Raw genomic sequence first — 25,222 nt, 5'->3', positions numbered from 1 at the left:
TCCCGAGCGGAGCACGCGGGGCGGGGACGCGGGACACGGGCGATGGTGCTGGCCGCCTGCGGCGGGCTCCTCGTGACCGGGTGCGCGACCATGCCCGACAGCGGGGACGTGCAGCCGGTGAAGGGAGCCGGCACCGGCGACTCGCAGGTGCGGGTCTACGCCGTCGCCCCCCGGGAGAACGCCGACCCGGACGAGATCGTCGACGGCTTCCTGGAAGCCATGACCAGTGACGACCCCGGGTTCGCCACCGCCCGCAAGTACCTCACGAAGAAGGCCGCGCAGAGCTGGCGGCCCGAGCAGAGCATCACCGTCCTCACCACGGCGCCCGACCGCGAGCAGGCCGACCACAACGTCGACCCCGAGAACCAGGGGCGCGCCTTCCCGCTCCTCGGCCGCAAGATCGCGACCGTGGACGCCCGGCACGCCTACCAGCCGGTCAGCCCCGCCGAGTACACGCAGGCGATCCACGTCGTGCAGCAGCCGAGCGCGAACGGCAAGGGCAAGGAGTGGCGCATCGACAGCCTCCCGCCCGGCCTGGTCCTCGGCGAGGCGGACTTCCTGCGCAACTACCGGTCGGTCAACAAGTACTACTTCGCCTCCGGGGAGAACTGGGTCGTCGCGGACCCCGTCTACATCCGGCAGCGGCAGGACCCCGTCACCCGGATGGATCCGGTGACGCAGACGGTCAGGGCGCTCCTCGAAGGCCCGACGAACTGGCTGAAGCCGGCCGTCGACTCCCAGTTCCCCTCCGGTACGGAGCTGAAGAGCGGGGTCACCACGCTGGCCACGGACGACCAGTCCACGCTCCGGGTGCCGCTCAACAGCAAGGCGGACCGGGCCAGCGGCGAGGCGTGCCGGCGGATGGCGGCGCAGCTGCTGTTCACCCTGCGCGATCTGACCTCCGTCAACGTCGAGCAGGTCGAACTCCTCGGGTCGGGCGGGCAGTCGCTGTGCCGGCTGGGCCGGGGACAGGCGGTCGAGTTCGCCGCGGTGCGCAACACCGACCGCGACGAGAACCCGTACTTCGTCGACGAGCAGGGCCGGCTGATGATGCTGCTCGTCGGCTCCAAGGAGCCGAACGCGCCGGTGGAGGTGCCGGGCCCGTTCGGCAAGGGCACGGTGCCGCTCCGCTCGGTCGCCGTCGACCGGGGCGAGACCCGGGCCGCCGGGGTCGGGCAGTCCGGCCGCGAGCTCTACGTCTCCTCCCTCGGCACCGAGCAGGACCCGCTGCCGCCGGTCCTGACCAGCCGGGCCGCCAAGCCGGCCGACCGGCTGTCCGCGCCCAGCTGGGACGGCAGGGGAGACCTGTGGGTCGCCGACCGGGACCCCGCCGCGCCCCAGCTGTGGATGGTGCCGGACGGCACCGGCCACCCCGTCAAGGTCCGCACGCCCTGGCTCGGCGACGACGCCCGCATCGACTCCCTGCGGGTCTCCGCGGACGGCGTGCGGATCGCCCTGGTGGTCACGCGGGGCGAGCGCACGACCCTGCAGATCGGGCGGATCCAGCGGCAGAACACGGGCGAGGAGCCCGTCGTGTCCGTCCTGGACCTCCAGCCCGCCGCGCCCCGCATGGAGTCGGTCACGGCCGTCTCCTGGGCGGGGCCGAGCCGGCTCGTCGTCGTCGGCAAGGAGGCGGGCGGCGTCCAGCAGATCCGCTACCTCCAGACCGACGGATCGACCTCGACGACGTCGGTGCTCCCCGGCCTGAACGGGGTGACCTCGGTGGCGGCGCCGCACACGGACCGGGCGCCGGTGGTGGCCGACTCAGGGAACGACGGCATCGTCCGGCTGGCACCGGGGACGAACTGGCAGCCGGTGGCGAAGAAGGGCATCTCGCCGGTCTATCCGGGATAGCCGGGCGGATGCCTCCGGGGTCCCCGCGACGGGCCCACCTGACGTACTCGGCGGGGACTCTGCGGGGACTCTGCGGGTTTTCCACAGGGGTGGCCGGGCGGGGCCCGGAGGCGCACAGTGGAGCCATGCGGGGGTGGTGGCGCGAGATCGCGGGACTGGTGCTGCCCGTCGCCTGCGGAGGCTGCGGCAGACCGCGGACGGAGTTGTGCCCGGTCTGCGCCGACGCCCTCGCCGGGACGGCGCCGCGCCGGGTCAGGCCCGCGCCCGAGCCCGCCGGGCTGCCCGCGGTGCACGCGGCGGCGCCGTACGCCGACGCCGTGCGGGAGCTGCTCCTCGCCCACAAGGAGCGCGGCGCGCTACCGCTCGCCGGACCCCTGGGCGGCGCGCTCGCCGGGGCCGTGGAGGCCGCTGCCGGGCCCTGGACGGGTCCGCAGGGCCGCCCCTTGCTCCTCGTACCGGTGCCGTCCTCGCGGCGTTCCGTACGGGCACGTGGCCATGATCCGACGCGGCGGATCGCGCTGGCCGCCGCGGCCCGGCTGCGGCGGGCGGGCAGGCCGGCCCGGGTCGTGCCCGTGCTGCGGCAGCGGCGCCGGGTGGCGGACCAGGCGGGGCTGGGTGCGCGCGGGCGCCTGGCGAACCTGTCCGGGGCGCTGGAGGTGGTGCCGGGCGGGGCGCGGCTCCTGACGGAGGGAAGGGTGATCGTCGTGGACGACCTGATGACCACGGGTGCCTCGCTCGCGGAGGCGGCGCGCGCCCTCGGAGCCGTACACCGATCGTTCATTCCTGGAATACCGCACGGTTTACCGGCCGGTTCGGCGCAGCGCGAAATCGAACACCGGGCAGCGGCTGTGATCGCATCCTCTCCCGCTTCGTTCGAAATAAACCGGAACTCGTCGGAAAGTTGGATCGTTGCAGGTGGTGAGAGGTGAAAGCACCCGTCCGGAGGTATGTCGCGGTACCGGGTGCCGACACCCGTCCGAAGGGGCTATGTTCGGTTGTGAGGAATGGCGAATGCCATCGCCTCACCAGGAATATGGTTGCGCCTACAGGACAGGAGTTCAGGGCGAATCAACCTCTTGTCGATGGGGTGGAGATCTCGTCGACGGGGCAGGAGGAGGGCGAAGTCGCCAAGTCCGAGCTCCGGTGACCGACCGGAGCTGGTGCAAAGGGAGATGCCCTGCGGCCAAGGAGCCGAACAGGGCGATCCGGGAACGGAGTTCTGCGTGGACATCGTCGTCAAGGGCCGCAAGACCGAGGTGCCCGAGCGGTTCCGCAAGCACGTGGCCGAGAAGCTGAAGCTGGAGAAGATCCAGAAGCTCGACGGCAAGGTGATCAGCCTCGACGTCGAGGTGTCCAAGGAGCACAACCCGCGGCAGGCCGACCGGTCCGACCGCGTGGAGATCACCCTCCACTCCCGAGGCCCGGTGATCCGGGCCGAAGCCGCAGCCGGCGACCCGTACGCAGCGCTCGACCTCGCCAGCGACAAGCTCGAGGCACGACTGCGCAAGCAGCACGACAAGCGGTACACCCGCCGGGGGAACGGCCGGCTGTCCGCCGCGGAGGTCGGGGAAGTGGTCCCCGGCGCCGCGAAGCTCAACGGAGACGGCCAGTTGGCCGTCGACGAGACCGACAAGGTGCCCACCACGATGATGGGTTCCATCGAGGTCCAGGGCGAAGGCCCCCTCGTGGTCCGCGAGAAGACCCACGGGGCCGCACCGATGACGCTCGACCAGGCGCTCTACGAGATGGAGCTGGTCGGGCACGACTTCTATCTCTTCGTCGATTCCGACACCAAGCAGCCGAGCGTCGTCTACCGGCGACACGCCTACGACTACGGCGTCATCCACCTGGAGAGCGACCCGCTCGCCGAGGGCGGCGGCGCCGGCGGTGCCCTCGGCGGCTGATCCGCCGACGCGTCACCGCCTCCGAAACTGAGGTGTCCCTCTCGGTGCCCCTGGAGCGCTCTTCGCGCCCCCAGGGGCACCCTCGTGCCCCCGCGTATCACCCCGAGGGCGCCGGGGCATGAAATCATGCGTGCACGCCAACCGGTGCCGAACGCGTACGGGTTGGAGGACCGGAAACGAATTCAGGCCACGGCCTTCAGGGGGAGGAACGATGGCGGACAGCTTCGGGCCGGTGCTCAGCGGGCGCGAGCACGGTGGTGCGATCCCGGAGGGATCGGAATCGGACAGCGGGGCATTTCGCAAAGAGCCGATCCGGGTCCTCGTCGTGGACGACCACGCCCTCTTCCGCCGCGGACTGGAGATCGTCCTCGCCCAGGAGGAGGACATCCAGGTGGTCGGCGAGGCGGGTGACGGCGCCGAGGCCGTCGACAAGGCCGCCGACCTGCTCCCCGACATCGTCCTGATGGACGTGCGGATGCCCCGGCGCGGCGGCATCGAGGCGTGCACCTCCATCAAGGAGGTGGCCCCCAGCGCGAAGATCATCATGCTGACGATCAGCGACGAGGAGGCCGACCTCTACGAGGCGATCAAGGCGGGCGCCACCGGCTACCTCCTCAAGGAGATCTCCACCGACGAGGTCGCCACCGCGATCCGGGCGGTCGCCGACGGCCAGTCGCAGATCAGCCCGTCGATGGCGTCCAAGCTGCTCACCGAGTTCAAGTCGATGATCCAGCGCACCGACGAGCGGCGGCTCGTGCCCGCGCCCCGGCTGACCGACCGCGAGCTGGAAGTCCTCAAGCTCGTCGCGACCGGAATGAACAACCGGGACATCGCCAAGGAGCTCTTCATCTCCGAGAACACCGTGAAGAACCACGTCCGGAACATCCTGGAGAAGCTCCAGCTGCACTCCCGGATGGAGGCCGTGGTCTACGCGATGCGGGAGAAGATCCTGGAGATCCGCTGACCCTCAGGCGAGGGCCGCGACCAGCCCCGGCAGCAGCTCGGGCCGGTCCAGGCGCTCCACCGCCACCGCGTCGCAGCCCACCCACGCGGCCGCCTCGCGCAGGGCCCGCGCCACCGCCGGAACGGCCTTCGGGCCGTCGAGCGAGACCTGCTTCGCCACCAGCGTCCGGCCCTCCCGGGCCGGGTCCACCCGGCCGACCAGCCGGCCCCCCGCCAGCACCGGCATGGCGAAGTACCCGTGGATCCGCTTCTGCTTCGGCACGTACGCCTCCAGCCGGTGCGTGAAGCCGAAGACGCGCTCCGTGCGCGCCCGCTCCCAGATCAGCGAGTCGAACGGCGAGAGCAGCGTCGTGCGGTGCCGGCCGCGCGGCTCGGTGGCCAGCGCCGCCGGATCCGCCCAGGCGGGCTTCCCCCAGCCCGCGACCGTCACCGGCACCAGTCCCGAGGCCTCGACCGCCGCGTCGAACTGCTCGCCCTTGATCCGGTGGTAGTCCGCGATGTCCGCGCGCGTGCCGACGCCCAGGGCCTCGCCCGCCTGCCGCACCAGGCGCCGCACGCACGCGGCGTCGTCCAGGTCGTCGTGGAGGAGCTCCGGCGGGATCGCCCGCTCGGCCAGGTCGTACACCCGCTTCCAGCCGCGCCGCTCCGTGACGACCACCTCGCCGTACATCAGGGCGCGCTCGACGGCGATCTTGGAGTCGGACCAGTCCCACCACTCGCCCTTGTTCTTGGCGCCGCCCAGCTCCGTCGCCGTCAGCGGCCCCTGGTCCCGCAGCTGGTCGATCACCTTGTCGTACGCCCCGGCCGACAGCTCGTGGCCCCAGTGCGGACGGGCGCGGTAGGCGCGCCGGCGGAAGGCGAAGTGCGGCCACTCCTCGACGGGCAGGACGCAGGCGGCGTGCGACCAGTACTCGAAGGCGTGGGACTCCGTCCAGTAGGCGTCCTCCACCGCCGGGCGGCCCACGGCGCCCAGACGCGCGTACGGGATGAGCTCGTGCGAGCGGGCCAGGACCGAGATGGTGTCGAGCTGGACCTGGCCGAGCGACCGGAGGACCCCGCGCACTCCGGCCCCGCGGTCGGGGGCGCCCAGGAACCCCTGGGCACGCAGGGCGATCCTGCGGGCTTCGTCGGCGGACAGTTCGGCGGCGGGGCGCGGCGCAGTCGTCATGGACCGCACCCTAGGCCCCGGCACTGACACCGGGCCGCGTTTCAGCCGCCGGTGGAGCGCTCCGGCGCCGGGAGGTACGGCAGGGGGCTGGGCAGGCCGAAGTCGGAGGGGAGCAGGGCGCCGACCCAGGCGTCCCGGAGGGTCCCCTTGTTGGCAAGACCGGCCCGCTGGAGGCCCTCGACCAGGAAGCCGGCCCGCTCGGCCACCGCGCGCGAGGCGGCGTTGCCGGCCTCGGCGCGCCAGATCAGGCGGGTGCAGCCCAGGCCGGTGAAGGCCCAGTGGGCGAGCGCGCGGACGATCTCCGTCATGTGTCCGGCGCCGCGGTGCTCCTTCGCCAGCCAGTAGCCGATCTCCCAGTTCCCCAGGCCCCGGCTGGTCAGACTGGCCGCGGCGAGCAGCGGGCCGCCCTCCACGGGTTCGGCGGCGAAGGCGTACTCGGTGTCCTCGCGCCAGCCGTCCGGGACCAGCCGGTGGACGAAGAGCTCGGCGTCCTCCCGCTCGTACGGGGAGGGGACGACGGTCCAGCGCTGGATGTCGGGGTCCTGGCAGATCTCGTACACCGCGTCCGCGTCCTCGGGGACGAAGGAGCGGAGCCGCAGGCGGTCCGTGGTGAGGATGATGGGATCCATGCCGGGATTGTGGTGACCGCGGGCGCCGGAAGCGAACACTTTTCGGGTGGGGCGGCACCTTCCGCCCACCTCGTGCGTTCTCATTGCGGGCGGACGTACGGCTCGGGCACTGCGGGCCTCCCTGCGCGAGGGCGGTCTCGCTTACGATGGCCGTTGCGGTGGGGACCACCTGCCGTGCCCGCGCTCGCGTCCATCACAAGACCCAGTGCCAGGCCCGACCGGCAAGGAGACCAGCCTCAGTGTCCGTCTTCAACAAGCTCATGCGTGCAGGCGAAGGCAAGATCCTGCGCAAACTGCACCGCATCGCGGACCAGGTCAACTCCATCGAAGAGGACTTCGTCAACCTCTCCGACGCCGACCTGCGGGCGCTCACCGAGGAGTACAAGCAGCGGTACGCCGACGGCGAGAGCCTCGACGACCTGATGCCCGAGGCCTTCGCGACCGTCCGCGAGGCCGCGAAGCGCGTCCTCGGCCAGCGCCACTACGACGTCCAGCTGATGGGCGGCGCCGCCCTGCACCTCGGCCACGTCGCCGAGATGAAGACCGGTGAGGGCAAGACCCTCGTCGGTACCCTCCCGGCGTACCTCAACGCGCTCTCCGGCAAGGGCGTGCACCTGATCACGGTCAACGACTACCTGGCCGAGCGCGACTCCGAGCTCATGGGCCGGGTCCACAAGTTCCTCGGCCTGACCGTCGGCTGCATCCTGGCCAACATGACGCCGGCCCAGCGCCGCGAGCAGTACGGCTGCGACATCACGTACGGCACGAACAACGAGTTCGGCTTCGACTACCTGCGCGACAACATGGCGTGGTCCCAGGACGAGCTCGTCCAGCGCGGCCACAACTTCGCCTGTGTCGACGAGGTCGACTCGATCCTCGTCGACGAGGCCCGTACGCCGCTGATCATCTCCGGTCCGGCCGACCAGGCGACCAAGTGGTACGGCGACTTCGCCAAGCTCGTCACGCGCCTGAGCAAGGGCGAGCCCGGCAACCCGCTCAAGGGCATCGAGGAGACCGGCGACTACGAGGTCGACGAGAAGAAGCGCACCGTCGCGATCCACGAGGCGGGCGTCGCCAAGGTCGAGGACTGGCTGGGCATCGACAACCTCTACGAGTCGGTCAACACCCCTCTCGTCGGCTACCTGAACAACGCCATCAAGGCGAAGGAGCTGTTCAAGAAGGACAAGGACTACGTCGTCATGGACGGCGAAGTCATGATCGTCGACGAGCACACCGGCCGTATCCTCGCCGGCCGCCGCTACAACGAGGGCATGCACCAGGCGATCGAGGCGAAGGAGGGGGTGCAGATCAAGGACGAGAACCAGACGCTCGCCACGATCACCCTCCAGAACTTCTTCCGCCTGTACTCGAAGCTCTCCGGCATGACCGGTACGGCCATGACCGAGGCCGCCGAGTTCCACCAGATCTACAAGCTCGGCGTCGTCCCGATCCCGACGAACCGGCCGATGATCCGCAAGGACCAGTCGGACCTGATCTACCGGACCGAGGTCGCCAAGTTCGCCGCCGTCGTCGACGACATCGCGGAGAAGCACGAGAAGGGTCAGCCGATCCTCGTCGGCACGACCTCCGTGGAGAAGTCCGAGTACCTCTCGCAGCAGCTCTCCAAGCGCGGCATCCAGCACGAGGTGCTGAACGCCAAGCACCACGAGCGCGAGGCCAGCATCGTCGCCCAGGCCGGCCGCCGCGGCGCCGTCACCGTCGCCACGAACATGGCCGGCCGAGGCACCGACATCAAGCTCGGCGGCAACCCGGACGACCTCGCCGAGGCCGAGCTGCGCCAGGCGGGCCTGGACCCGGTCGAGCACGTCGAGGAGTGGGCCGCGGCCCTGCCCGGCGCCCTGGAGCGGGCCGAGAAGGCCGTGAAGGCGGAGTTCGAGGAGGTCAAGGACCTCGGCGGGCTGTACGTCCTCGGTACCGAGCGCCACGAGTCGCGCCGTATCGACAACCAGCTGCGCGGTCGTTCCGGCCGTCAGGGCGACCCGGGCGAGTCCCGCTTCTACCTGTCGCTCGGTGACGACCTGATGCGTCTGTTCAAGGCGCAGATGGTCGAACGCGTGATGGCCATGGCCAACGTGCCGGACGACGTCCCGATCGAGAACAAGATGGTCACCCGTGCCATCGCCTCCGCGCAGTCCCAGGTCGAGACCCAGAACTTCGAGACCCGCAAGAACGTCCTGAAGTACGACGAGGTCCTCAACCGGCAGCGCGAGGTCATCTACGGCGAGCGCCGCCGCGTCCTGGAGGGCGAGGACCTGCACGAGCAGGTCCAGCACTTCATGGACGACACGATCGACGACTACATCCGCCAGGAGACCGCCGAGGGCTTCGCGGAGGAGTGGGACCTCGACCGCCTGTGGAACGCCTTCAAGCAGCTCTACCCGGTGAAGGTGACCGTGGACGAGCTGGAGGACGCGGCCGGGGACCGGGCGGGCATCACCGCCGAGTTCATCGCCGAGTCCATCAAGGACGACATCCACGAGCAGTACGAGACCCGCGAGAAGCAGCTCGGCTCGGACATCATGCGTGAGCTGGAGCGGCGCGTGGTCCTCTCGGTCCTCGACCGCAAGTGGCGCGAGCACCTCTACGAGATGGACTACCTCCAGGAGGGCATCGGCCTGCGCGCGATGGCCCAGAAGGACCCGCTGGTCGAGTACCAGCGCGAGGGCTTCGACATGTTCACCGCCATGATGGAGGGCATCAAGGAGGAGTCCGTCGGCTATCTGTTCAACCTGGAGGTCCAGGTCGAGCAGCAGGTCGAGGAGGTCCCGGTGCAGGCGTCCGCGCCGTCGCTGGACAAGGAGGACGCCGTTCCGGCGGCCGCCGGGCGTCCGGAGATCCGCGCGAAGGGGCTCGACGCCCCGCAGCGTCCGGACCGGCTCCACTTCTCCGCGCCGACCGTGGACGGGGACGGCGGTGTCGTCGAGGGCGACTTCGCCTCCGACGACGCGGACTCCGGCGACGGGCTGACCCGCGCCGAGCGTCGCAAGGCCCAGAAGAACGCGGGCGGCGGGCGTCGTCGCAAGAAGTGACGTCTTCCGACTGATCTGACGGAGGGGCCGGTCGCCGGGTGGCGGCCGGCCCCTCCGTCATGCGCGGTGGGCGGCCGTGCCGAGACCGTCCAGCTCCACGGCGGCGCAGCGCCAGCGCTGGTCCTCGCCGCGCTCCAGACGGAAGGCCATGGCCCGCAGCCGGGCGCCGGTGGCGATGGTCGCGAAGGCTTCGAGGGCCCCTTGCGGCGCGTGCACCTGGACCGAGCAGCGCCGCAGGACGGGACGGGGGCCGTGCGAGCGCAGGGGGGTCTCCGGGGCGAGCCGGACGAGCTGCTCGTACGCGTCGCCGACGGTGTGGCCGAGCATCCAGTGCACGGGCCGCTCCCCGCTGAGCACGGCGAGCAGGCGCTCGGCGAACACGGTGTGCGGGGGGAGCGCGCGGGGCGCGGTGCGGGCGGGGCCGCCCTGCGCTTGCGCCGGCGTGCGGGCGGGGCCGCCCTGCGCAGGGGTGCGGGGGCGGGTCCCGCCCGTGCCGCGGGGGCGGGATCCGGCGGCGCCGCGCGGCCGGGTGCCGGCCGGGCCGCCGGGGGCCGTGCGGGGCCGGGGCAGCGGGGAGGGCGTGGCGGTGAGCGTGGCGTTCATGGCGGACCCCTGACGTTGCGTGACCGGTCAATACTAGTGAGTAACTTCCGTTGGGGATCTTGTACGGGGGGACTTCGGGGCCCCGCAAGGCTCCCGCGGGCCGGAACGGCTCCGGAACCGGATCACCTATCCGGGTGACGCGGTCGGAAATCGTGTCTCCGGCGGCCCGGCGGGCGGCCTTCCGCGGTGGACGGACGGCGCGTCCGGCCCGCCACCCCGAAGGGGGACTCCGCACGTATCCTGAGGGCCTCTCCGTCTACGAAAGCGGCCTGCCATGCGCGTCTACGTCCCCCTGACCCTCCCCGGTCTCGCACAGGCGCACAAGGCGGGCGAGCTGGGCCCCGGGCCCCTGACCGCCTACGCCGTCACCCCCGCGCTGCGCGAGTGGTACGTCTCCGACGACATCGAGGAGCTGGAGTACGCGGCGCTCAACCGCGCCGCCTCCGCCTCCCTCCGGCTCCTCGCCGGCGACCCCGGGGCGCCCCGGCGCCGGATCGTCGTCGCCGTCGACGTGGCCGACAAGGACGCGACCGTCGACCCCGACCGGGGCCTCGACGCCGGTTCGATCGGCGAGGTCCGCGTCGCCGCGGCCGTACCGCTGACCCGGGCCGCGGCCGTGCACGCCGACGCGGACGACGCCGAGGCGGACGTCACGGCGGCGGCGGGCGCGCTGGGCGCGGCGGACCAGGGCGACGACGACGCGCAGTTCGTCGTGGACGGCGCGGAGGACCACGAGCTCCTGTGGTTCGGAGTGCAGGAGATCCCCTCCCTGCTCGGCTGAGCCGCCCGGTACCGTCTCTCCATGGGGAAGCACGGAAAACACCTGGTCTGGGACTGGAACGGCACGCTGCTCGACGACACCGGCGCGGTGATCGGCGCGACGAACGCGGCCTTCGCCGAGCTCGGACTCGCGGCGATCACCCTGGAGCGGTACCGCGAGCTGTACACGGTGCCGGTGCCGAAGTTCTACGAGCGGCTGATGGGGCGCCTGCCGACGGACGAGGAATGGCTCGTCATGGACGGCGCCTTCCACCGGCACTACTGGCAGCGCGCCGAGTCCTGCGGGCTCACCGTCGGCGCGGCGGAGCTGCTCGCCACCCGGCAGGCGTCCGGCTTCACGCAGTCGCTGCTCTCGCTCGCGCCGCACGCCGAGCTGATACCCCTCGTGCGGCGGCACGGGATCGCCGAGCGGTTCGTCCGCATGGACGGGCGGGTGGACGCCTCGACGGACGGGAAGTCCGGTCACATGGTGCGGCACCTGGCCGCGCTGGCCGTTCCCGCCGAGCGGGTGGTCGTCATCGGTGACGCGGCGGACGACGCGATCGCCGCGGCGCACGTGGGCGCGCGGGCGGTGCTGTACACCGGCGGGTCGCACAGCCGAGCCTCGCTGGAGCGGGTCGGGGTCCCGGTGGTGGACTCGCTCGCGGAGGCCGTCGCCGTGGCGGAGGAACTGGTCTAGCGACGCCCTGTCCGATCGGGCCGGGCGGCGCGGAGCCGGGGTCCCCGAGCCGGTACGGCTCCCGGGGACCCGGCTCTCCGCGCGTCAGCCCTCGCGCGTCAGCCCTTCGCGCGGAGGACCTTCAGGAACTCGCGCATCCAGGTCGGGTGGTCCGGCCAGGCGCGCGAGGAGACCAGGAGGCCGTCCACCACGGCCGCGCTGTCCTGGAAGGTCGCCCCCGCCGCCTGCATGTCGAGCTCCAGGGCCGGGTACGCGGTGACGCGGCGGCCCTCCAGGCCGCCGACCGCCGCCGTCAGGAGGGGACCGTGGCAGATCTGGGCCACCGGCTTGTCCGCGTCGAAGAAGGCCTTGAGGATCTTGCGGAGCTCCGGGTCGTTGCGCAGGTACTCCGGCGCCCGCCCGCCCGGTACCACCACCGCCAGGTACGCGCCCGGGTCGACCTCCGAGAAGGCCAGGTCGGCGGGCCAGGTGTACCCCGGCTTCTCCGTGTAGGTGTCGTAGCCCGGCTCGAAGTCGTGGACGACGAAGCGGAGGGTCTTGCGCTGCGGGGCCGCGATGTCGACCTCGTAGCCCTCCTCCAGAAGCCGCTGGTAGGGGTACATCACCTCCAGCGACTCCGCCGCGTCCCCGGTCACGATCAGGATCTTCGCCATGGCTCTCCCAGGTCACAGATGGTCGGTCCGTCGTGCTCTGCCCATGCTCGCGCACCGGCAGCCCCCGGCGGGGAGGTTTGGCCGGAGGACGCGTGTCGCTGTCCATATCGTCAAACTTCGCCCGCTCTTTTGTACGCATACGGCTCATGACGGTTCGGGGGTCATGAGCGATAGGCTTTTGCCGTGATCAGCGCGATACGCCAGGGGGGCAGTGAAGCCCCCGGCTGCCGCCCGGTCCGCGACAGCGGCCGGGCCGACCGTGCGTTCGCCGATCCTCTCCGTCCGGGCGCGCCACGTTCCGTGGCCGATAACGACCTGGGCATCTCTCATCCGGGCATAACGTCGACCGCGACCGGAATCACCGCGTCGAGGCGTTGTGTCCTTTCTTCCACCGACGTCACGCAACGGCGCGCGACAGGAGTCAGAGGACATGCAGACCAAGCTGGACGAAGCCAAGGCCGAGCTGCTCGAGAGGGCCGCCCGGGTAGCTGAGCACAGCCCGGTCGGGGGGCGACTTCCGACGGGCCCGGAGGGCGCGGGCAAGAGCCCGGACCGGGACACGGTGCTCGAGTACCTCCAGCGCTACTACCTGCACACCGCGCCCGAGGACCTCGCCGACCGCGACCCGGTCGACGTGTTCGGCGCCGCGCTCTCTCACTACCGGCTCGCGGAGAACCGCCCGCAGGGCACCGCGAGCGTGCGCGTCCACACCCCGACGGTGGAGGAGAACGGCTGGACCAGCAGCCACTCCGTCGTCGAGGTCGTCACCGACGACATGCCCTTCCTCGTCGACTCGGTCACCAACGAGCTCTCCCGCCAGGGCCGCGGCATCCACGTCGTGATCCACCCGCAGGTCCTCGTCCGCCGTGACGTCGCCGGCAAGCTCATCGAGGTCCTGGCCGCGCAGATCCACGGCGAGCTGCCGCACGACGCGCTCACCGAGTCCTGGATCCACGTCGAGATCGACCGCGAGACCGACAAGGCCGACCTCAAGCAGATCACCAACGACCTGCTGCGCGTCCTGTCCGACGTCCGCGAGACCGTCGAGGACTGGGACAAGATGCGCGACGCCGCCCTGCGCATCGCCGAGGGCCTCCCGGCCGAGCCCACCGCCCCCGACCTGCGGCCCACCGAGGTCGAGGAGGCGCAGGAGCTGCTGCGCTGGCTCTCCGACGACCACTTCACCTTCCTCGGCTACCGCGAGTACGAGCTGGTGAACGGCGACGCCCTGTCCGCCGTGCCCGGCACCGGCCTCGGCATCCTGCGCTCCGACCCGCTGCACGGCGCCGACGACCAGGGCCACCACGCCCACCCCGTCTCGCCGTCCTTCAGCCGGCTGCCCGCCGACGCCCGCGCCAAGGCCCGCGAGCACAAGCTGCTGATCCTGACGAAGGCCAACAGCCGGGCGACCGTGCACCGCCCCTCGTACCTCGACTACGTCGGGGTGAAGAAGTTCGACGCCGACGGCAACGTCATCGGCGAGCGCCGCTTCCTCGGCCTCTTCTCGTCCGCGGCCTACACCGAGTCCGTCCGCCGGGTCCCCGTCGTCAAGCGCAAGGTCCAGGAGGTGCTGGCGGGCGCCGGCTTCTCCCCGAACAGCCACGACGGCCGCGACCTGCTCCAGATCCTGGAGACCTACCCGCGCGACGAGCTCTTCCAGACCCCGGTCGACCAGCTCCAGTCGATCGTCACCAGCGTCCTGTACCTCCAGGAGCGCCGCCGGCTGCGGCTCTACCTGCGCCAGGACGAGTACGGCCGCTACTACTCGGCCCTCGTCTACCTGCCGCGCGACCGCTACACGACCCGCGTCCGGCTGCGGCTCATCGACATCCTGAAGGAGGAGCTCGACGGCACCAGCGTCGACTTCACCGCCTGGAACACCGAGTCGATCCTCTCCCGGCTGCACTTCGTCGTCCGCGTCGAGCCCGGCACCGAGCTGGCCAAGCTCACCGACGCCGACGTCGACCGCATCGAGGCCCGGCTCGTCGAGGCCGCCCGCTCCTGGTCCGACGGCTTCGGCGAGGCGCTGAACGCCGAGTGCGGCGAGGAGCGCGCCGCCGAGCTGCTGCGCCGCTACGGCAACGCCTTCCCCGAGGGCTACAAGGCCGACCACTCGCCGCGCGCGGCCGTGGCCGACCTGGTCCACCTGGAGGCCCTCGCCAGCAGCGGCAAGGACTTCGCGCTCTCCCTGTACGAGCCGGTCGTCGCCGGCCCCGGCGAGCGCCGCTTCAAGATCTACAAGACGGGTGACCAGATCTCCCTGTCCGCCGTCCTGCCGGTCCTCAACCGGCTCGGCGTCGAGGTCACCGACGAGCGCCCGTACGAGCTGCGCTGCGCCGACCGCGCCCACGCCTGGATCTACGACTTCGGTCTGCGGATGCCGGTCACCTCGGGCAACGGGGACTACCTCGCCGACGACGCCCGCGAGCGCTTCCAGGAGGCCTTCGCCGCCACCTGGACGGGCGAGGCCGAGAACGACAACTTCAACTCGCTCGTCCTGTCCGCCGGCCTCAACTGGCGCGAGGCGATGGTGCTGCGCGCCTACGCCAAGTACCTGCGCCAGGCCGGTTCGACCTTCAGCCAGGACTACATGGAGGACACCCTCCGCAACAACGTCCACACCACCCGGCTGCTGGTCAACCTCTTCGAGGCCCGCATGGCCCCGGAGCGCCAGCGCGCCGGCACCGAGCTGATCGACGCGCTCCTGGAGGAGCTGGACGCCGCCCTCGACCAGGTCGCGAGCCTGGACGAGGACCGGATCCTGCGGTCCTTCCTCACCGTCATCACGGCGACCCTGCGGACCAACTTCTTCCAGACCGCGACGGACGGCAAGCCGCACTCCTACGTGTCGATGAAGTTCGACCCGCAGGCCATCCCCGACCTGCCGGCCCCGCGCCCGGCCTTCGAGATCTGGGTGTACTCCCCGCGCGTCGAGGGCGTCCACCTGCGCTTCGGCAAGGTCGCCCGAGGCGGTCTGCGCTGGTCCGACCGCCGTGAGGACTTCCGTACGGAGATCCTCGGCCTGGTCAAGGCGCAGATGGTGAAGAACACCGTCATCGTGCCGGTCGGCGCCAAGGGCGGCTTCGTCGCCAAGCAGCTCCCGGACCCGTCCGTGGACCGCGACGCCTGGATGGCCGAGGGCATCGCCTCGTACAAGACGTTCATCTCGGCGCTCCTCGACATCACCGACAACCTGGTCGCGGGCGAGGTCGTGCCGCCGGTCGACGTGGTCCGACACGACGAGGACGACACGTACCTCGTCGTCGCCGCCGACAAGGGCACCGCCACCTTCTCCGACATCGCCAACGGCGTCGCGGAGTCGTACGGCTTCTGGCTCGGCGACGCCTTCGCCTCCGGCGGCTCCGCCGGCTACGACCACAAGGGCATGGGCATCACCGCCCGCGGCGCCTGGGAGTCCGTCAAGCGGCACTTCCGCGAGCTGGGCCACGACACCCAGACCGAGGACTTCACCGTCGTCGGCGTCGGCGACATGTCCGGCGACGTCTTCGGCAACGGCATGCTGCTCTCCGAGCACATCCGTCTGGTCGCCGCCTTCGACCACCGGCACATCTTCGTCGACCCGAACCCGGACGCGGCCGTCTCCTACGCGGAGCGCCGCCGGCTCTTCGACCTGCCGCGGTCCTCGTGGGCGGACTACGACACCTCGCTGCTCTCGGCGGGCGGCGGCATCCACCCCCGTACCGCCAAGTCCATCCCGGTCAACGCGCAGATGCGGGCCGCCCTCGGCATCGAGGCGGGCGTCACCAAGATGACCCCGGCCGACCTGATGAAGACGATCCTCCAGTCGCCCGTCGACCTGCTGTGGAACGGCGGCATCGGCACCTACGTGAAGTCCTCGGCCGAGTCCAACGCCGACGTCGGCGACAAGGCCAACGACGCCATCCGCGTCGACGGCCAGGACGTCCGCGCCCAGGTCATCGGCGAGGGCGGCAACCTCGGCGCGACCCAGCTGGGCCGCATCGAGTTCGCCCGCACCGGCGGTCCCGAGGGCGAGGGCGGCAAGGTCAACACCGACGCCATCGACAACAGCGCCGGCGTCGACACCTCCGACCACGAGGTCAACATCAAGATCCTGCTCAACGGGCTCGTCGCCGAGGGCGACATGACCGTCAAGCAGCGCAACAAGATCCTCGCCGAGATGACGGACGAGGTCGGCGCGCTCGTCCTGCGCAACAACTACGCGCAGAACACCGCCCTGGCCAACGCCGTCGCCCAGTCGCCGTCCCTGCTCCACGCCCACCAGCGGTTCATGCGCCGCCTGGGCCGCGACGGGGCCCTCGACCGGTCCCTGGAGTTCCTGCCCAACGACCGGCAGATCCGCGACCTGCTCAACAACAGCAAGGGCCTGAGCCAGCCCGAGCTCGCCGTCCTCCTCGCGTACACCAAGATCACGGTGGCCGACGAGCTGATCGGTACGGAGCTGCCGGACGACCCCTACCTGCGCGGGCTGCTCCACGCCTACTTCCCGTCGCTGCTGCGCGAGAAGTTCACCGAGGCCGTCGACAACCACGCGCTGCGCCGCGAGATCATCACCACGGTCCTGGTCAACGACACCGTCAACACCGGTGGCTCGACCTTCCTGCACCGCCTCCGCGAGGAGACCGGCGCGTCGATCGAGGAGATCGTCCGCGCGCAGACCGCCGCCCGGATGGTCTTCCGTCTCGGCCAGGTCTGGGACGCCGTCGAGGCCCTCGACAACCGGGTCCCGGCCGAGGTCCAGACCCGGATGCGCCTGCACTCCCGCCGGCTCGTCGAGCGCGGCACCCGCTGGCTGCTCAACAACCGGCCGCAGCCGCTCCAGCTCACCGAGACCATCGAGTTCTTCGCCGACCGTGTCGAGGAGGTCTGGGCCCAGCTGCCGCAGCTGCTGCGCGGCTCGGACCTGGAGTGGTACCGGTCGATCCTGGCCGAGCTGACCGAGGTCGGCGTGCCGGAGGAGGTCGCGCTGCGGGTCGCCGGCTTCTCCTCCGCCTTCCCGACGCTCGACATCGTCGCGATCGCGGACCGCACGGGCAAGGAGCCGCTGGCGGTCGCCGAGGTCTACTACGACCTGGCCGACCGGCTGCGGATCACCGACCTCATGGACCGCATCATCGAGCTGCCCCGCAGCGACCGGTGGCAGTCGATGGCCCGCGCCTCGATCCGCGAGGACCTCTTCGCGGCGCACGCGGCGCTGACCGCCGACGTCCTGACGGTCGGCAACGGCACGACGAGCCCCGAGGAGCGGTTCAAGGCCTGGGAGGAGAAGAACGCGGCGATCCTGGGCCGCGCGCGGACGACCCTGGAGGAGATCCAGGGCTCGGACACCTTCGACCTGGCGAACCTGTCGGTGGCGATGCGGACGATGCGCACGCTGCTGCGCACGCACAGCTGACCGCGCGCGTGAGGAAGGGCCCCGCCGGAGATCCGGCGGGGCCCTTCCCCGTCTCCGGGCGGCCTCAGGAGGCGGGCGGGCCGCCGGTCGTCGAGGTCCACAGGCGGCGGGCGGCGAGCAGGGACGCCGCGAGGAGCAGGCCGTTGCGGAGCACCATGACGGTCAGGCCGGTGGGCGTGCCGGCGACGACCTCGTCGTAGAGGACGGGGTACGCGAGGGAGCTGAGGGCGGCGGCCGGCAGGAGCAGCAGGGCGACCGGGCGCATCACCGTGTGGCGGGAGGTCAGGCAGACCGCGGCGAGGCCGAGCAGCCAGATCATGTACTGGGGGCTGATCACCCGGCTGGTGACGGTGAAGAGCAGGACGGCGGCGAGGGTGGCGTCGAACGGGGTGGCCGGGGTCCAGCGGTGCGCCGCGAGGCGCCACAGGAGCAGCCAGCAGAAGGCGATGACGGTGAGCAGCAGGGCGACGTGCCCGAGGGTGGAGACGTACGGGCCGGCGTACTCGAAGGCGCCGTAGCGGAACTCGACGCCGCCCGGCCAGGCGCCGGAGGCCCGGGCCACGGCGAGGGCGGTGCCCCCCAGGGACTCGATCTGGATGCCTCGGCCGCCCTGCTGGCGCAGGAAGCCCAGGGAGTCGGAGAAGAAGAGCGCGAGGGTGGCGAGGAGCGCGAGGGCGGTGACGGCGGCGGCGGTCCAGGCCTCGCGGCTGGTGCGGCCGCGGGGCGTGCCGATCAGCGCGAGCGCGGGCCAGACCTTGACCATGGCGCCGATTCCGGCGAGCGCTCCGCCGAGCTGGTGGGCGGCGGTGGAGCGGGCGCCCAGGGCGAGGAGGGCGAGGACGGCGAGGGCCGTGGTCTGCACGTCGTACCGGGCGAGCGGGAGGTGGAGGAGGAGCGGGAGGCCGCCGACCCAGATCCAGGCGCCGTGGGTGAGGCGGGCGCTGTCGGCGCGGGCGAGGGCGACCGTGACGACAGCGTCGGCGAGGAGGGTGAGGGTGACGAAGGCCTGGAAGTAGCTGAGCCAGGGGAGGACGCCCGGCGACATGATCACGAGTCCCGCGCCGGGCGGGTACTGCCAGGTGACGTCGCCGGGCGGGAAGGTGCCGTCGGCGAACTTCCCGTACCAGTGCTGGTAGAGGGCCACCTCGCGGCCCACCCCGCCGATGCCGAGGTCGTCGCGGGCGAGGAGCAGCAGCATCCCGGCCCGGGTGAGGAGCCACACGACGCCGAGGGCGAGGGAGGGGCCGCGGCCGACGGTGACGAAGGTGGCGGAGGTGAAGGTGTCGGATTCGAAGGGAGACCGGGTGAGGGCCGGGGTCTCGCTCCGGGACGGGGTCGGCGGCCGGACGGGGTCGGGCTGCGGGTGATCGTGCGTCATCTCACCGCACTTTAGCCCTCAATGTCTTATTTGTTCGTTTCCTTCGCGCTCGGCCGGGCCGTGAACTCCTCGTACGCCGCGACCACCTCCTTCGCCGGGCCGTCCATCCGCAGCGTTCCCGACTCCAGCCACAGCGCCCGCTCGCAGGTCTCCGTGATGGTCGAGTTCGAGTGGCTGACCAGGAAGACCGTCCCGGCCTCCGCCCGCAGTTCGTCGATGCGCCGCTGGCTGCGGCGGCGGAAGCGCGCGTCGCCGGTCGACAGGGCCTCGTCGATCAGGAGCACGTCGTGGCTCTTGGCGGCGGCGATCGAGAAGCGCAGCCGGGCGCCCATGCCGGAGGAGTACGTCCGCATCGGGCGGGAGATCGCGTCGTCCTTCTCGTTGATCCCGGAGAAGTCGACGATCCCGTCGTAGCGGTCGCGGACCTCCGCGCGGCTCATGCCCATCGCGAGCCCGCCCAGGATCACGTTCCGCTCGCCGGTCAGATCGTCCATCAGGGCCGCGTTGACGCCCAGGAGGGAGGGCTGCCCGTGGGTGTAGATCGACCCCCGGTCGACCGGCTGGAGGCCCGCGACGGCCTTCAGGAGGGTGGATTTCCCACTGCCGTTCGAACCGATCAGGCCAATCGCCTCGCCCCGGTGCGCCACGAAGCTGACGCCCCTCACCGCGTGCACCCGGCGGGCGGCCGGAGTAGGCCGGCGGCGCACGATCCGGCCCAGCGCGGCGGTGGCCCCGCCCCGGCCGCCCGGGTGCCCGCCGTGGACGGTGTACGTGACGTGGACGCCGTCGGCGATGACGGTGGGGATCGCGGGAGTCTCAGCCACGGCCGTACGTCTCCTCGGCCTTCCAGAACCAGATGAAACCGCCCGCGAAGGCCAGGACGGCCCAGCCCGCGGCGAGCGCCCACACGTGCGGCGGCAGCTGCGCCGCGGTGAAGCTCCCGATCAGGGCGAAGCGCATGAGGTCGATGTAGACCGCGGCCGGGTTGCACTGGAGGGCCAGCACGACGGCCTCCGGGAAGCGCCCGCTGCCCGCCAGGTTCTGGATGGAGAACATGGCGCCCGAGGCGTACATCCAGGTGCGCAGCACGAACGGCATCAGCTGGCTGACGTCCGGCGTGCGGGCCGAGACCCGGGCCAGCGCCAGCGCCAGGCCCGCGCTGAACAGCGCCTGGAGGAACAGCGCCGGGACCGCGAGCAGCCAGCTCCAGGTCGGGAACTCGCCGAAGCAGGCCAGCAGCACGACGAGCGCGGCGAGCGAGAACAGCAGCTGCTGGAGCTGCTGGACCGCGAGCGAGATCGGCAGGCTCGCGCGCGGGAAGTGCAGGGCGCGGACCAGGCCCAGGTTGCCGCTGATCGCCCGGGTGCCGGCCAGCGCCGTGTTGGCCGTGAAGGTCCACACGAAGATGCCGGTGATCAGGAAGGGGACGTAGTCGGGCACGCCGTTCTTCGCGTTCATGATGACGCCGAAGATCAGGTAGTACACGGCCGCGTTGAGCAGGGGGGTCATCACCTGCCAGACCTGGCCCAGGCGTGCCTGGCTGAACTGGGCGGTGAGCCGGGCGGTCGCGAAGGCGGCGATGAAGTCCCGGCGGGACCAGAGCTGCCGCACGTAGAGACGCAGGGAGGGGCGGGCGCCGCTGACGCTCAGGCCGTGGCGGCGGGCGAGGGCGCCGAGGTCCTCCGCGGGGGCGTCCCGCCGCGCGGGCGGGGCGAGGGTCGTGGTCACAGGCAGGTGCTTTCGACGGGGGTGCGGGGCGCGTGCGGGCGGCGACGACGGAACGGGTCCGTATCGTCGCTACGGGGAGGTTAGGGCGAGGTGCGTCGGAACGCAACCGTCTCGTCGTCACGGCACCGGGGCATCGCCGTTGGTTAGGATGAAGTTCATGACCGCCCCGACCCCCCGCCGAACCCCCGCCGGAGCCGCCGTGCTCCGCGAGGACGTGACCGAGGCCATCCGCGCCGCTGTCTTCGAGGAGCTCGCGGCCGTCGGCTACGCCCGGATGTCCATCGAGGGCATCGCGCGCCGCGCGGGAGTCGGCAAGACCGCCGTCTACCGGCGCTGGAAGTCCAAGCTGTCCCTCGTCCTCGACCTCGTCGGGGCCTTCGCCGCGCAGGGCCTGCCGGCCCCCTCCAGCGGCTCCCTGTACGGGGACGTGCGCGCCCTCCTCGAAGTGGCCTCGCACGCCCTGCGCCACCCGGTCGCCTCCCAGGTCATCCCGGACCTGCTCGTCGAGGCCGCCCGGCACCCCGAGATCGCCGAGACGGTGAAGGCCGTGCTCCTCGACGGGCAGCAGGGCGTGATGACCCAGGTCGTCCGCGAGGCCGTCGCGCGCGGCGAACTCCCCGAGGGCACCGACCCCGGCAAGGCCCTCGACCTCGCCGTGGGGCCGCTCTACTGGCGACTCGTCGTCGTCCGCACGCCGCTGCCCAAGGGGTACGTGGACGAGCTCGCCCGCTCGGCGGTGGCGGCGCTGCGGGCGTGACGGAGCCGGGTGCCGGGCGGCGCTCAGGGCGCCTCACGGTCTCGTCCGACGGCCTCGGGTCGCCTTCGGCGCGCCGTCCCGTCGGCTACTTCACCGCGCCCGCCATCACGCCCGACGCGAACTGCCGCTGGAACGCGAAGAACACCACCAGCGGCACCACCATCGACACGAACGCCCCCGGCGCCAGCACGTCCACGTTGTTGCCGAACTGGCGGACCTGCTGCTGGAGCGCCACCGTGATCGGCGGCGACTGCGAGTCCGCGAAGATCAGCGCGATCAGCATGTCGTTCCACACCCACAGGAACTGGAAGATCCCCAGCGACGCGATCGCCGGACCGCCGAGCGGCAGCACCACGCGCGTGAAGAGGCGGATCTCGCCCGCGCCGTCCAGCCGCGCCGCCTCCAGGAGCTCGCGCGGGATCTCCGCGAAGAAGTTCCGCAGCAGGAAGATCGCGAACGGCAGGCCGAAGGCCGTGTGGAAGAGCACCACCCCGACCGTCGTCTCGAAGAGCCCGACCGCGCCGAAGAGCTTCGACACCGGGATCAGGGCCACCTGCACCGGCACCACGAGGAGCGCGACCACGCCCAGGAACCACCAGTCCCGCCCCGGGAACTCCAGCCACGCGAAGGCGTAGCCCGCGAGCGAGCCGATGACGAGGACGAGCAGGGTGGCCGGGACCGTGATCAGGACGGTCGAGAACAGCGAGCCGGTGATCGTGTCGTTCGCGAGGAGATGCGCGTAGTTCTCGGTGGTCAGCCGCGCCGGGGCCGTGAACACCTGCCACCAGCCGCTCGCCGCGATGTCGGAGGGCGAGCGGAGCGAGGACACCAGCAGTCCGACGGTCGGCAGCAGCCAGAACAGGCCCGCGAGCAGCAGGAACACCCGGACGGCGCCCCCGGCCGTCCGGGCCGCGACGCGGGAGACGAGGACCCTCATCGGCGGGACTCCCTTCGGATGCGGCGGATGTTGACCACCATCACCGGCAGCACGAGGAGCAGCAGGACGACCGAGATGGCCGAACCGACCCCGAGATCCGCGTCCGTGCCGAAGGACGAGCGGTACAGCTGGAGCGCCAGCACGTTCGCGTCGTCCTGCGCGGAGCCCGGCGCGATGACGAAGACCAGGTCGAAGACCTTGAGCACGTTGATCATCAGCGTGACGAGGACGACCACGAGGACCGGCGCGAGGAGCGGCACCGTGATCCGCCGGAACACCTGCCACTCGTTCGCCCCGTCCATCCGCGCCGCCTCCAGGAGCTCACGCGGCACGGCCGCGAGCCCGGCGCCGATCAGGACCATCGCGAACCCGGCCCACATCCACACGTACGCCCCGATCACCGCCGGGGTCACGAGCGTCGGGCCCAGCCACTCCACGCCGTTGTACTGCTCGCGGAAGTTGCTCGCGGGGAGCCGGAGCAGCGCCCCGTCGGCGCGGTCGGCGGGCAGGGCGAAGCTGCCGTCCGCCGCCGCCGTGGCCGTGGCGACCACCTTCCCGTCCCGCACCGCCTCGATCCGCAGGCCCTTCAGGCCCAGCTCCGCCGGGTCGACCACGTTCGGCTTCCCGCCGCCGCCCCGGGTGAAGTCCAGCCACGCCGTCCCGGTGATGTCCGCGCCGGTGCGGGCCGGCGCGTGCGCCGGGCGTGCGTCCTGCGGCATCCGCCCCGGCGCCACCCCGACCAGCGGCAGCAGCACCGGCACCCCCGCCCGTACCGGCTCCTTGGTGACGTACGCGCCGCCGCCGGCCGCCTTCAGCGGGTGCACGGGCAGCGGCCGGGCCCGGGGGAAGCCGGAGGACTCCGCGAAGGTGTCGTGGACCCCCACCCAGACGGCGTTGGCGACGCCCCGGTCCGGGTCCTGCTCGTAGACCAGCCGGAAGATGATCCCGGCGGCCAGCATCGAGATCGCCATCGGCATGAAGACGACCAGCTTGAACGCCGTGCCCCAGCGCACCCGTTCCGTGAGCACGGCGAAGACCAGACCGAGCGCGGTGGCCACCAGCGGGGCCACCACCAGCCAGATCAGGTTGTTGCGGACGGCCGTGCGGAGCGAGTCGTCCGTGACGAGCGAGAGGTAGTTGTCGAGGCCGACGAAGGAGTCGCCGGAGCGGTCGAAGAGCGAGCGCCGGACGGAGTACCCGATCGGGTAGACGACGAGCGCGCCGAGCAGGAGCAGGGCGGGGAGCAGGAAGCCCGCCGCCACGGTCCTGCTCCTGCCGTGGGTCCGCGGCATCGGGGCGCCTCAGCCCTTCGCGGCGGACCGGTACGCCTTCGCCGCGTCCGCCTCCAGACGCGCCTGGGTGCCGGCCACGTCCTTCGGGTTCTTCAGGAAGTCCTGGAGCGCCTTCCACTCGCCCTTGCCCGGCGTCCCGCCGAAGGACTGCGGCATCTGGTCCGACATGTCGAAGCGGAAGTCGTCACCCGCGCCGATGAGCGCCTGGGCGATCTTCCGCTGGACGTCGTTCGGATACGCCGCCGGGTCCAGGTTCTTGTTGGGGGAGAGGAAGCCGCCCTCGGCCGCCCAGATCTTCGCCGCGTCCGGGGAGGCGAGGAAGGCGAGCAGCGCCTGCGCGCCCTTCGTGTCCTTCAGGGCCACGGCCGCGTCCCCGGCCGTCACCACGGGCGTGGTGCCCGCGTCGCCGACCTTCGGGAAGGGGAACACCTTCGCGTCCTTCCCGATCTCCGCCTTCGTCTGGGCGATGTTGACGGCCGCGAAGTCGCCCTCGAAGACCATCGCCCCCTTCGGCTGGTCGCCGCCCGTGAAGGTCTGGGTGACCGAGGCCGGGTACTCCGTCTGCAAGGCGCCGCTCGCCCCGCCCGCGATCAGCGACGGCTTGCCGAAGAGCTCGGCGAGCGTCTTCAGGGCGGCGGCCACGGACGGGTCCGTCCACTTGATCTCGTGCTTCGCCAGCTGGTCGTACTTCGCCGGGCCCGCCTGGGAGAGATAGACGTTCTCGAACCAGTCGGTGAGGGTCCAGCCGTCCGCGCCGCCGACCGAGACCGGGGTCACGCCGGAGGCCGAGATCGTCTCGGCGGTGCCGACGAAGTCCTTCCAGGTCTTCGGCTCGGCCGCGCCCGCGTTCTCGAAGACCGCGGTGTTGTACCAGACCAGGGACTTGTTGGCGGCCTTGAAGTACACCCCGTACTGGGTGCCGTCCACCGCCCCGAGCTGCTGCCAGCCGCGCGAGTAGTTCGCCGCGAGCTGCGCCTTCGCCTCCGGCCCGGCCGGCTTCAGCCACTTCTGGGCGGCGGCCTGCTGGATCGCGCCCACCTGCGGCAGCATCGCCACGTCGGGTGGGGAGCCGCCGGCGATCTTCGTGCCGAGGAAGTTCACGATCGGGTCCTGCGCGGGCACGAACGTGACCGTCGCGCCGGTGCGCTTCTCGAACTCCTTCAGGACCTTGGTGAAGTTCTCCTGCTCCGGGCCCGTCCAGACGGCGGCGACCTCGATCTTCTCGCCCTTCAGGGAGAGTTCGCGGTCCGGTGCGGGGTCTCCCTTGTCCTGGTCGGCCCCGCCGCCGCAGCCCGCGAGCGCGAGTGCGGCCAGCGCCGTGAGCGCGGTGACGCTCCCCGCGGCCCTGCGTGGACGAAGAGTTGTACGCATCGCTGCCCCGTCTCTCCCGTGCGTATCGCTGTCCCGTGCGTGTCGCTGTCCGTCCGACAGGTCTACGCCGGGCCACGGGGG

The 25,222-nt window shown here is 71.7% G+C and carries 19 protein-coding genes; 9 read left to right on the top strand and 10 right to left on the bottom strand.

Annotated elements, in window-relative coordinates; all coding sequences use genetic code 11:
• The first annotated feature begins 42 nt into the window (after window positions 1-42).
• From ACFYXU_RS12515 to ACFYXU_RS12500, 4 genes are all read left to right on the top strand, one after another.
• Window positions 43-1,854 carry an LpqB family beta-propeller domain-containing protein gene (locus ACFYXU_RS12515; protein ID WP_376514043.1) on the top strand — a complete coding sequence of 604 codons (1,812 nt, stop codon included), beginning with the start codon at window positions 43-45 and terminating at the stop codon, window positions 1,852-1,854.
• Between the two features lie 125 nt (window positions 1,855-1,979).
• Complete coding sequence (locus tag ACFYXU_RS12510; protein ID WP_376514041.1) at window positions 1,980-2,783, top strand: ComF family protein; 804 nt, start codon at window positions 1,980-1,982, stop codon at window positions 2,781-2,783.
• Between the two features lie 294 nt (window positions 2,784-3,077).
• On the top strand, window positions 3,078-3,758 hold the full coding sequence (gene hpf / locus ACFYXU_RS12505; protein ID WP_376514039.1) for a ribosome hibernation-promoting factor, HPF/YfiA family: 681 nt from the start codon (window positions 3,078-3,080) through the stop codon (window positions 3,756-3,758).
• Window positions 3,759-3,969: 211 nt separating this feature from the next.
• Window positions 3,970-4,722, top strand: coding sequence for a response regulator transcription factor (locus ACFYXU_RS12500; protein WP_329850267.1), 753 nt, complete (start codon window positions 3,970-3,972; stop codon window positions 4,720-4,722).
• A 3-nt stretch (window positions 4,723-4,725) separates the two neighbouring features.
• On the opposite strand, the gene ACFYXU_RS12495 is transcribed toward ACFYXU_RS12500, so the two are convergent.
• The gene (locus ACFYXU_RS12495) at window positions 4,726-5,889 is read right to left on the bottom strand and encodes a winged helix-turn-helix domain-containing protein (RefSeq protein ID WP_389407061.1); all 1,164 of its coding nucleotides are present in this window, start codon (window positions 5,887-5,889) and stop codon (window positions 4,726-4,728) included.
• A gap of 41 nt (window positions 5,890-5,930) precedes the next feature.
• Window positions 5,931-6,518, bottom strand: coding sequence for a GNAT family N-acetyltransferase (locus ACFYXU_RS12490; RefSeq protein ID WP_376514035.1), 588 nt, complete (start codon window positions 6,516-6,518; stop codon window positions 5,931-5,933).
• Between the two features lie 239 nt (window positions 6,519-6,757).
• Here ACFYXU_RS12490 and secA point away from each other — a divergent pair, with 239 nt between their 5' ends.
• The gene (secA, locus tag ACFYXU_RS12485) at window positions 6,758-9,568 is read left to right on the top strand and encodes a preprotein translocase subunit SecA (protein WP_329850272.1); all 2,811 of its coding nucleotides are present in this window, start codon (window positions 6,758-6,760) and stop codon (window positions 9,566-9,568) included.
• Between the two features lie 57 nt (window positions 9,569-9,625).
• Here secA and ACFYXU_RS12480 read toward each other — a convergent pair whose 3' ends face one another.
• Window positions 9,626-10,171, bottom strand: a complete 546-nt coding sequence (locus ACFYXU_RS12480) for an Rv3235 family protein (protein WP_376514033.1) — start codon at window positions 10,169-10,171, stop codon at window positions 9,626-9,628.
• Window positions 10,172-10,445: 274 nt separating this feature from the next.
• Here ACFYXU_RS12480 and ACFYXU_RS12475 point away from each other — a divergent pair, with 274 nt between their 5' ends.
• Both ACFYXU_RS12475 and ACFYXU_RS12470 read left to right on the top strand, forming a co-directional pair.
• Window positions 10,446-10,952 (top strand): DUF6912 family protein, encoded by a 507-nt coding sequence (locus tag ACFYXU_RS12475; RefSeq protein ID WP_329850275.1) that lies wholly within the window; start codon window positions 10,446-10,448, stop codon window positions 10,950-10,952.
• Window positions 10,953-10,973: 21 nt separating this feature from the next.
• The gene (locus ACFYXU_RS12470; protein WP_389407063.1) at window positions 10,974-11,630 is read left to right on the top strand and encodes an HAD family hydrolase; all 657 of its coding nucleotides are present in this window, start codon (window positions 10,974-10,976) and stop codon (window positions 11,628-11,630) included.
• 98 nt (window positions 11,631-11,728) lie between these two features.
• On the opposite strand, the gene ACFYXU_RS12465 is transcribed toward ACFYXU_RS12470, so the two are convergent.
• The gene (locus tag ACFYXU_RS12465; RefSeq protein ID WP_329850278.1) at window positions 11,729-12,283 is read right to left on the bottom strand and encodes a DJ-1/PfpI family protein; all 555 of its coding nucleotides are present in this window, start codon (window positions 12,281-12,283) and stop codon (window positions 11,729-11,731) included.
• A 430-nt stretch (window positions 12,284-12,713) separates the two neighbouring features.
• Between ACFYXU_RS12465 and ACFYXU_RS12460 the strand changes: the two genes are divergently transcribed.
• Window positions 12,714-17,678, top strand: coding sequence for an NAD-glutamate dehydrogenase (locus ACFYXU_RS12460; RefSeq protein ID WP_389457550.1), 4,965 nt, complete (start codon window positions 12,714-12,716; stop codon window positions 17,676-17,678).
• A 64-nt stretch (window positions 17,679-17,742) separates the two neighbouring features.
• Here ACFYXU_RS12460 and ACFYXU_RS12455 read toward each other — a convergent pair whose 3' ends face one another.
• The 3 genes from ACFYXU_RS12455 to ACFYXU_RS12445 are packed head-to-tail and all read right to left on the bottom strand — an operon-like array spanning window position 17,743 to window position 20,784.
• Entirely contained in the window at window positions 17,743-19,056 is a 1,314-nt protein-coding gene (locus tag ACFYXU_RS12455) for a glycosyltransferase 87 family protein (RefSeq protein ID WP_389457548.1), read from the bottom strand.
• 26 nt (window positions 19,057-19,082) lie between these two features.
• On the bottom strand, window positions 19,083-19,880 hold the full coding sequence (locus ACFYXU_RS12450) for an ABC transporter ATP-binding protein (RefSeq protein WP_389457546.1): 798 nt from the start codon (window positions 19,878-19,880) through the stop codon (window positions 19,083-19,085).
• Window positions 19,873-20,784 carry an ABC transporter permease gene (locus ACFYXU_RS12445; protein WP_361393362.1) on the bottom strand — a complete coding sequence of 304 codons (912 nt, stop codon included), beginning with the start codon at window positions 20,782-20,784 and terminating at the stop codon, window positions 19,873-19,875. Before ACFYXU_RS12445 ends, ACFYXU_RS12450 begins: the two co-directional genes overlap by 8 nt.
• Before the next feature lie 157 nt (window positions 20,785-20,941).
• On the opposite strand from ACFYXU_RS12445, the gene ACFYXU_RS12440 reads away from it, so the two are divergent.
• Entirely contained in the window at window positions 20,942-21,541 is a 600-nt protein-coding gene (locus tag ACFYXU_RS12440; RefSeq protein ID WP_329850284.1) for a TetR/AcrR family transcriptional regulator, read from the top strand.
• Window positions 21,542-21,626: 85 nt separating this feature from the next.
• Here the strand turns inward: ACFYXU_RS12440 and ACFYXU_RS12435 are convergent, their stop codons facing one another.
• From ACFYXU_RS12435 to ACFYXU_RS12425, 3 genes are read right to left on the bottom strand one after another with little or no spacing between them, the layout of a single operon-like run.
• Window positions 21,627-22,478, bottom strand: a complete 852-nt coding sequence (locus ACFYXU_RS12435) for a carbohydrate ABC transporter permease (RefSeq protein WP_376514023.1) — start codon at window positions 22,476-22,478, stop codon at window positions 21,627-21,629.
• Window positions 22,475-23,770, bottom strand: a complete 1,296-nt coding sequence (locus ACFYXU_RS12430) for a carbohydrate ABC transporter permease (RefSeq protein ID WP_389457543.1) — start codon at window positions 23,768-23,770, stop codon at window positions 22,475-22,477. The genes ACFYXU_RS12435 and ACFYXU_RS12430 overlap by 4 nt, the downstream gene beginning before the upstream one ends.
• A 9-nt stretch (window positions 23,771-23,779) precedes the next feature.
• Window positions 23,780-25,141 carry an ABC transporter substrate-binding protein gene (locus ACFYXU_RS12425; protein WP_389457541.1) on the bottom strand — a complete coding sequence of 454 codons (1,362 nt, stop codon included), beginning with the start codon at window positions 25,139-25,141 and terminating at the stop codon, window positions 23,780-23,782.
• Window positions 25,142-25,222 lie beyond the last annotated feature (81 nt).

The organism is Streptomyces sp. NPDC002232 (genome assembly GCF_042890295.1).
Taxonomy (GTDB): Bacteria; Actinomycetota; Actinomycetes; order Streptomycetales; family Streptomycetaceae; genus Streptomyces.
The sequence above is the reverse complement of the archived record's forward strand: the minus strand, read 5'-3'. Positions and strand labels throughout refer to the sequence as shown.

Excerpts from the sequence above, each read along its gene's own strand:
- ACFYXU_RS12470 (WP_389407063.1), top strand. The coding sequence starts at position 10,974 with ATGGGGAAGCACGGAAAACACCTGGTCTGGGACTGGAACGGCACGCTG.
- ACFYXU_RS12440 (WP_329850284.1), top strand. The coding sequence starts at position 20,942 with ATGACCGCCCCGACCCCCCGCCGAACCCCCGCCGGAGCCGCCGTGCTC.
- ACFYXU_RS12515 (WP_376514043.1), top strand. The coding sequence starts at position 43 with ATGGTGCTGGCCGCCTGCGGCGGGCTCCTCGTGACCGGGTGCGCGACC.
- ACFYXU_RS12495 (WP_389407061.1), bottom strand. The coding sequence starts at position 5,889 with ATGACGACTGCGCCGCGCCCCGCCGCCGAACTGTCCGCCGACGAAGCC.
- ACFYXU_RS12435 (WP_376514023.1), bottom strand. The coding sequence starts at position 22,478 with ATGAGGGTCCTCGTCTCCCGCGTCGCGGCCCGGACGGCCGGGGGCGCC.
- ACFYXU_RS12510 (WP_376514041.1), top strand. The coding sequence starts at position 1,980 with ATGCGGGGGTGGTGGCGCGAGATCGCGGGACTGGTGCTGCCCGTCGCC.
- ACFYXU_RS12500 (WP_329850267.1), top strand. The coding sequence starts at position 3,970 with ATGGCGGACAGCTTCGGGCCGGTGCTCAGCGGGCGCGAGCACGGTGGT.
- ACFYXU_RS12425 (WP_389457541.1), bottom strand. The coding sequence starts at position 25,141 with ATGCGTACAACTCTTCGTCCACGCAGGGCCGCGGGGAGCGTCACCGCG.
- ACFYXU_RS12475 (WP_329850275.1), top strand. The coding sequence starts at position 10,446 with ATGCGCGTCTACGTCCCCCTGACCCTCCCCGGTCTCGCACAGGCGCAC.
- ACFYXU_RS12465 (WP_329850278.1), bottom strand. The coding sequence starts at position 12,283 with ATGGCGAAGATCCTGATCGTGACCGGGGACGCGGCGGAGTCGCTGGAG.
- ACFYXU_RS12455 (WP_389457548.1), bottom strand. The coding sequence starts at position 19,056 with ATGACGCACGATCACCCGCAGCCCGACCCCGTCCGGCCGCCGACCCCG.
- ACFYXU_RS12480 (WP_376514033.1), bottom strand. The coding sequence starts at position 10,171 with ATGAACGCCACGCTCACCGCCACGCCCTCCCCGCTGCCCCGGCCCCGC.
- ACFYXU_RS12460 (WP_389457550.1), top strand. The coding sequence starts at position 12,714 with ATGCAGACCAAGCTGGACGAAGCCAAGGCCGAGCTGCTCGAGAGGGCC.
- ACFYXU_RS12490 (WP_376514035.1), bottom strand. The coding sequence starts at position 6,518 with ATGGATCCCATCATCCTCACCACGGACCGCCTGCGGCTCCGCTCCTTC.
- ACFYXU_RS12430 (WP_389457543.1), bottom strand. The coding sequence starts at position 23,770 with ATGCCGCGGACCCACGGCAGGAGCAGGACCGTGGCGGCGGGCTTCCTG.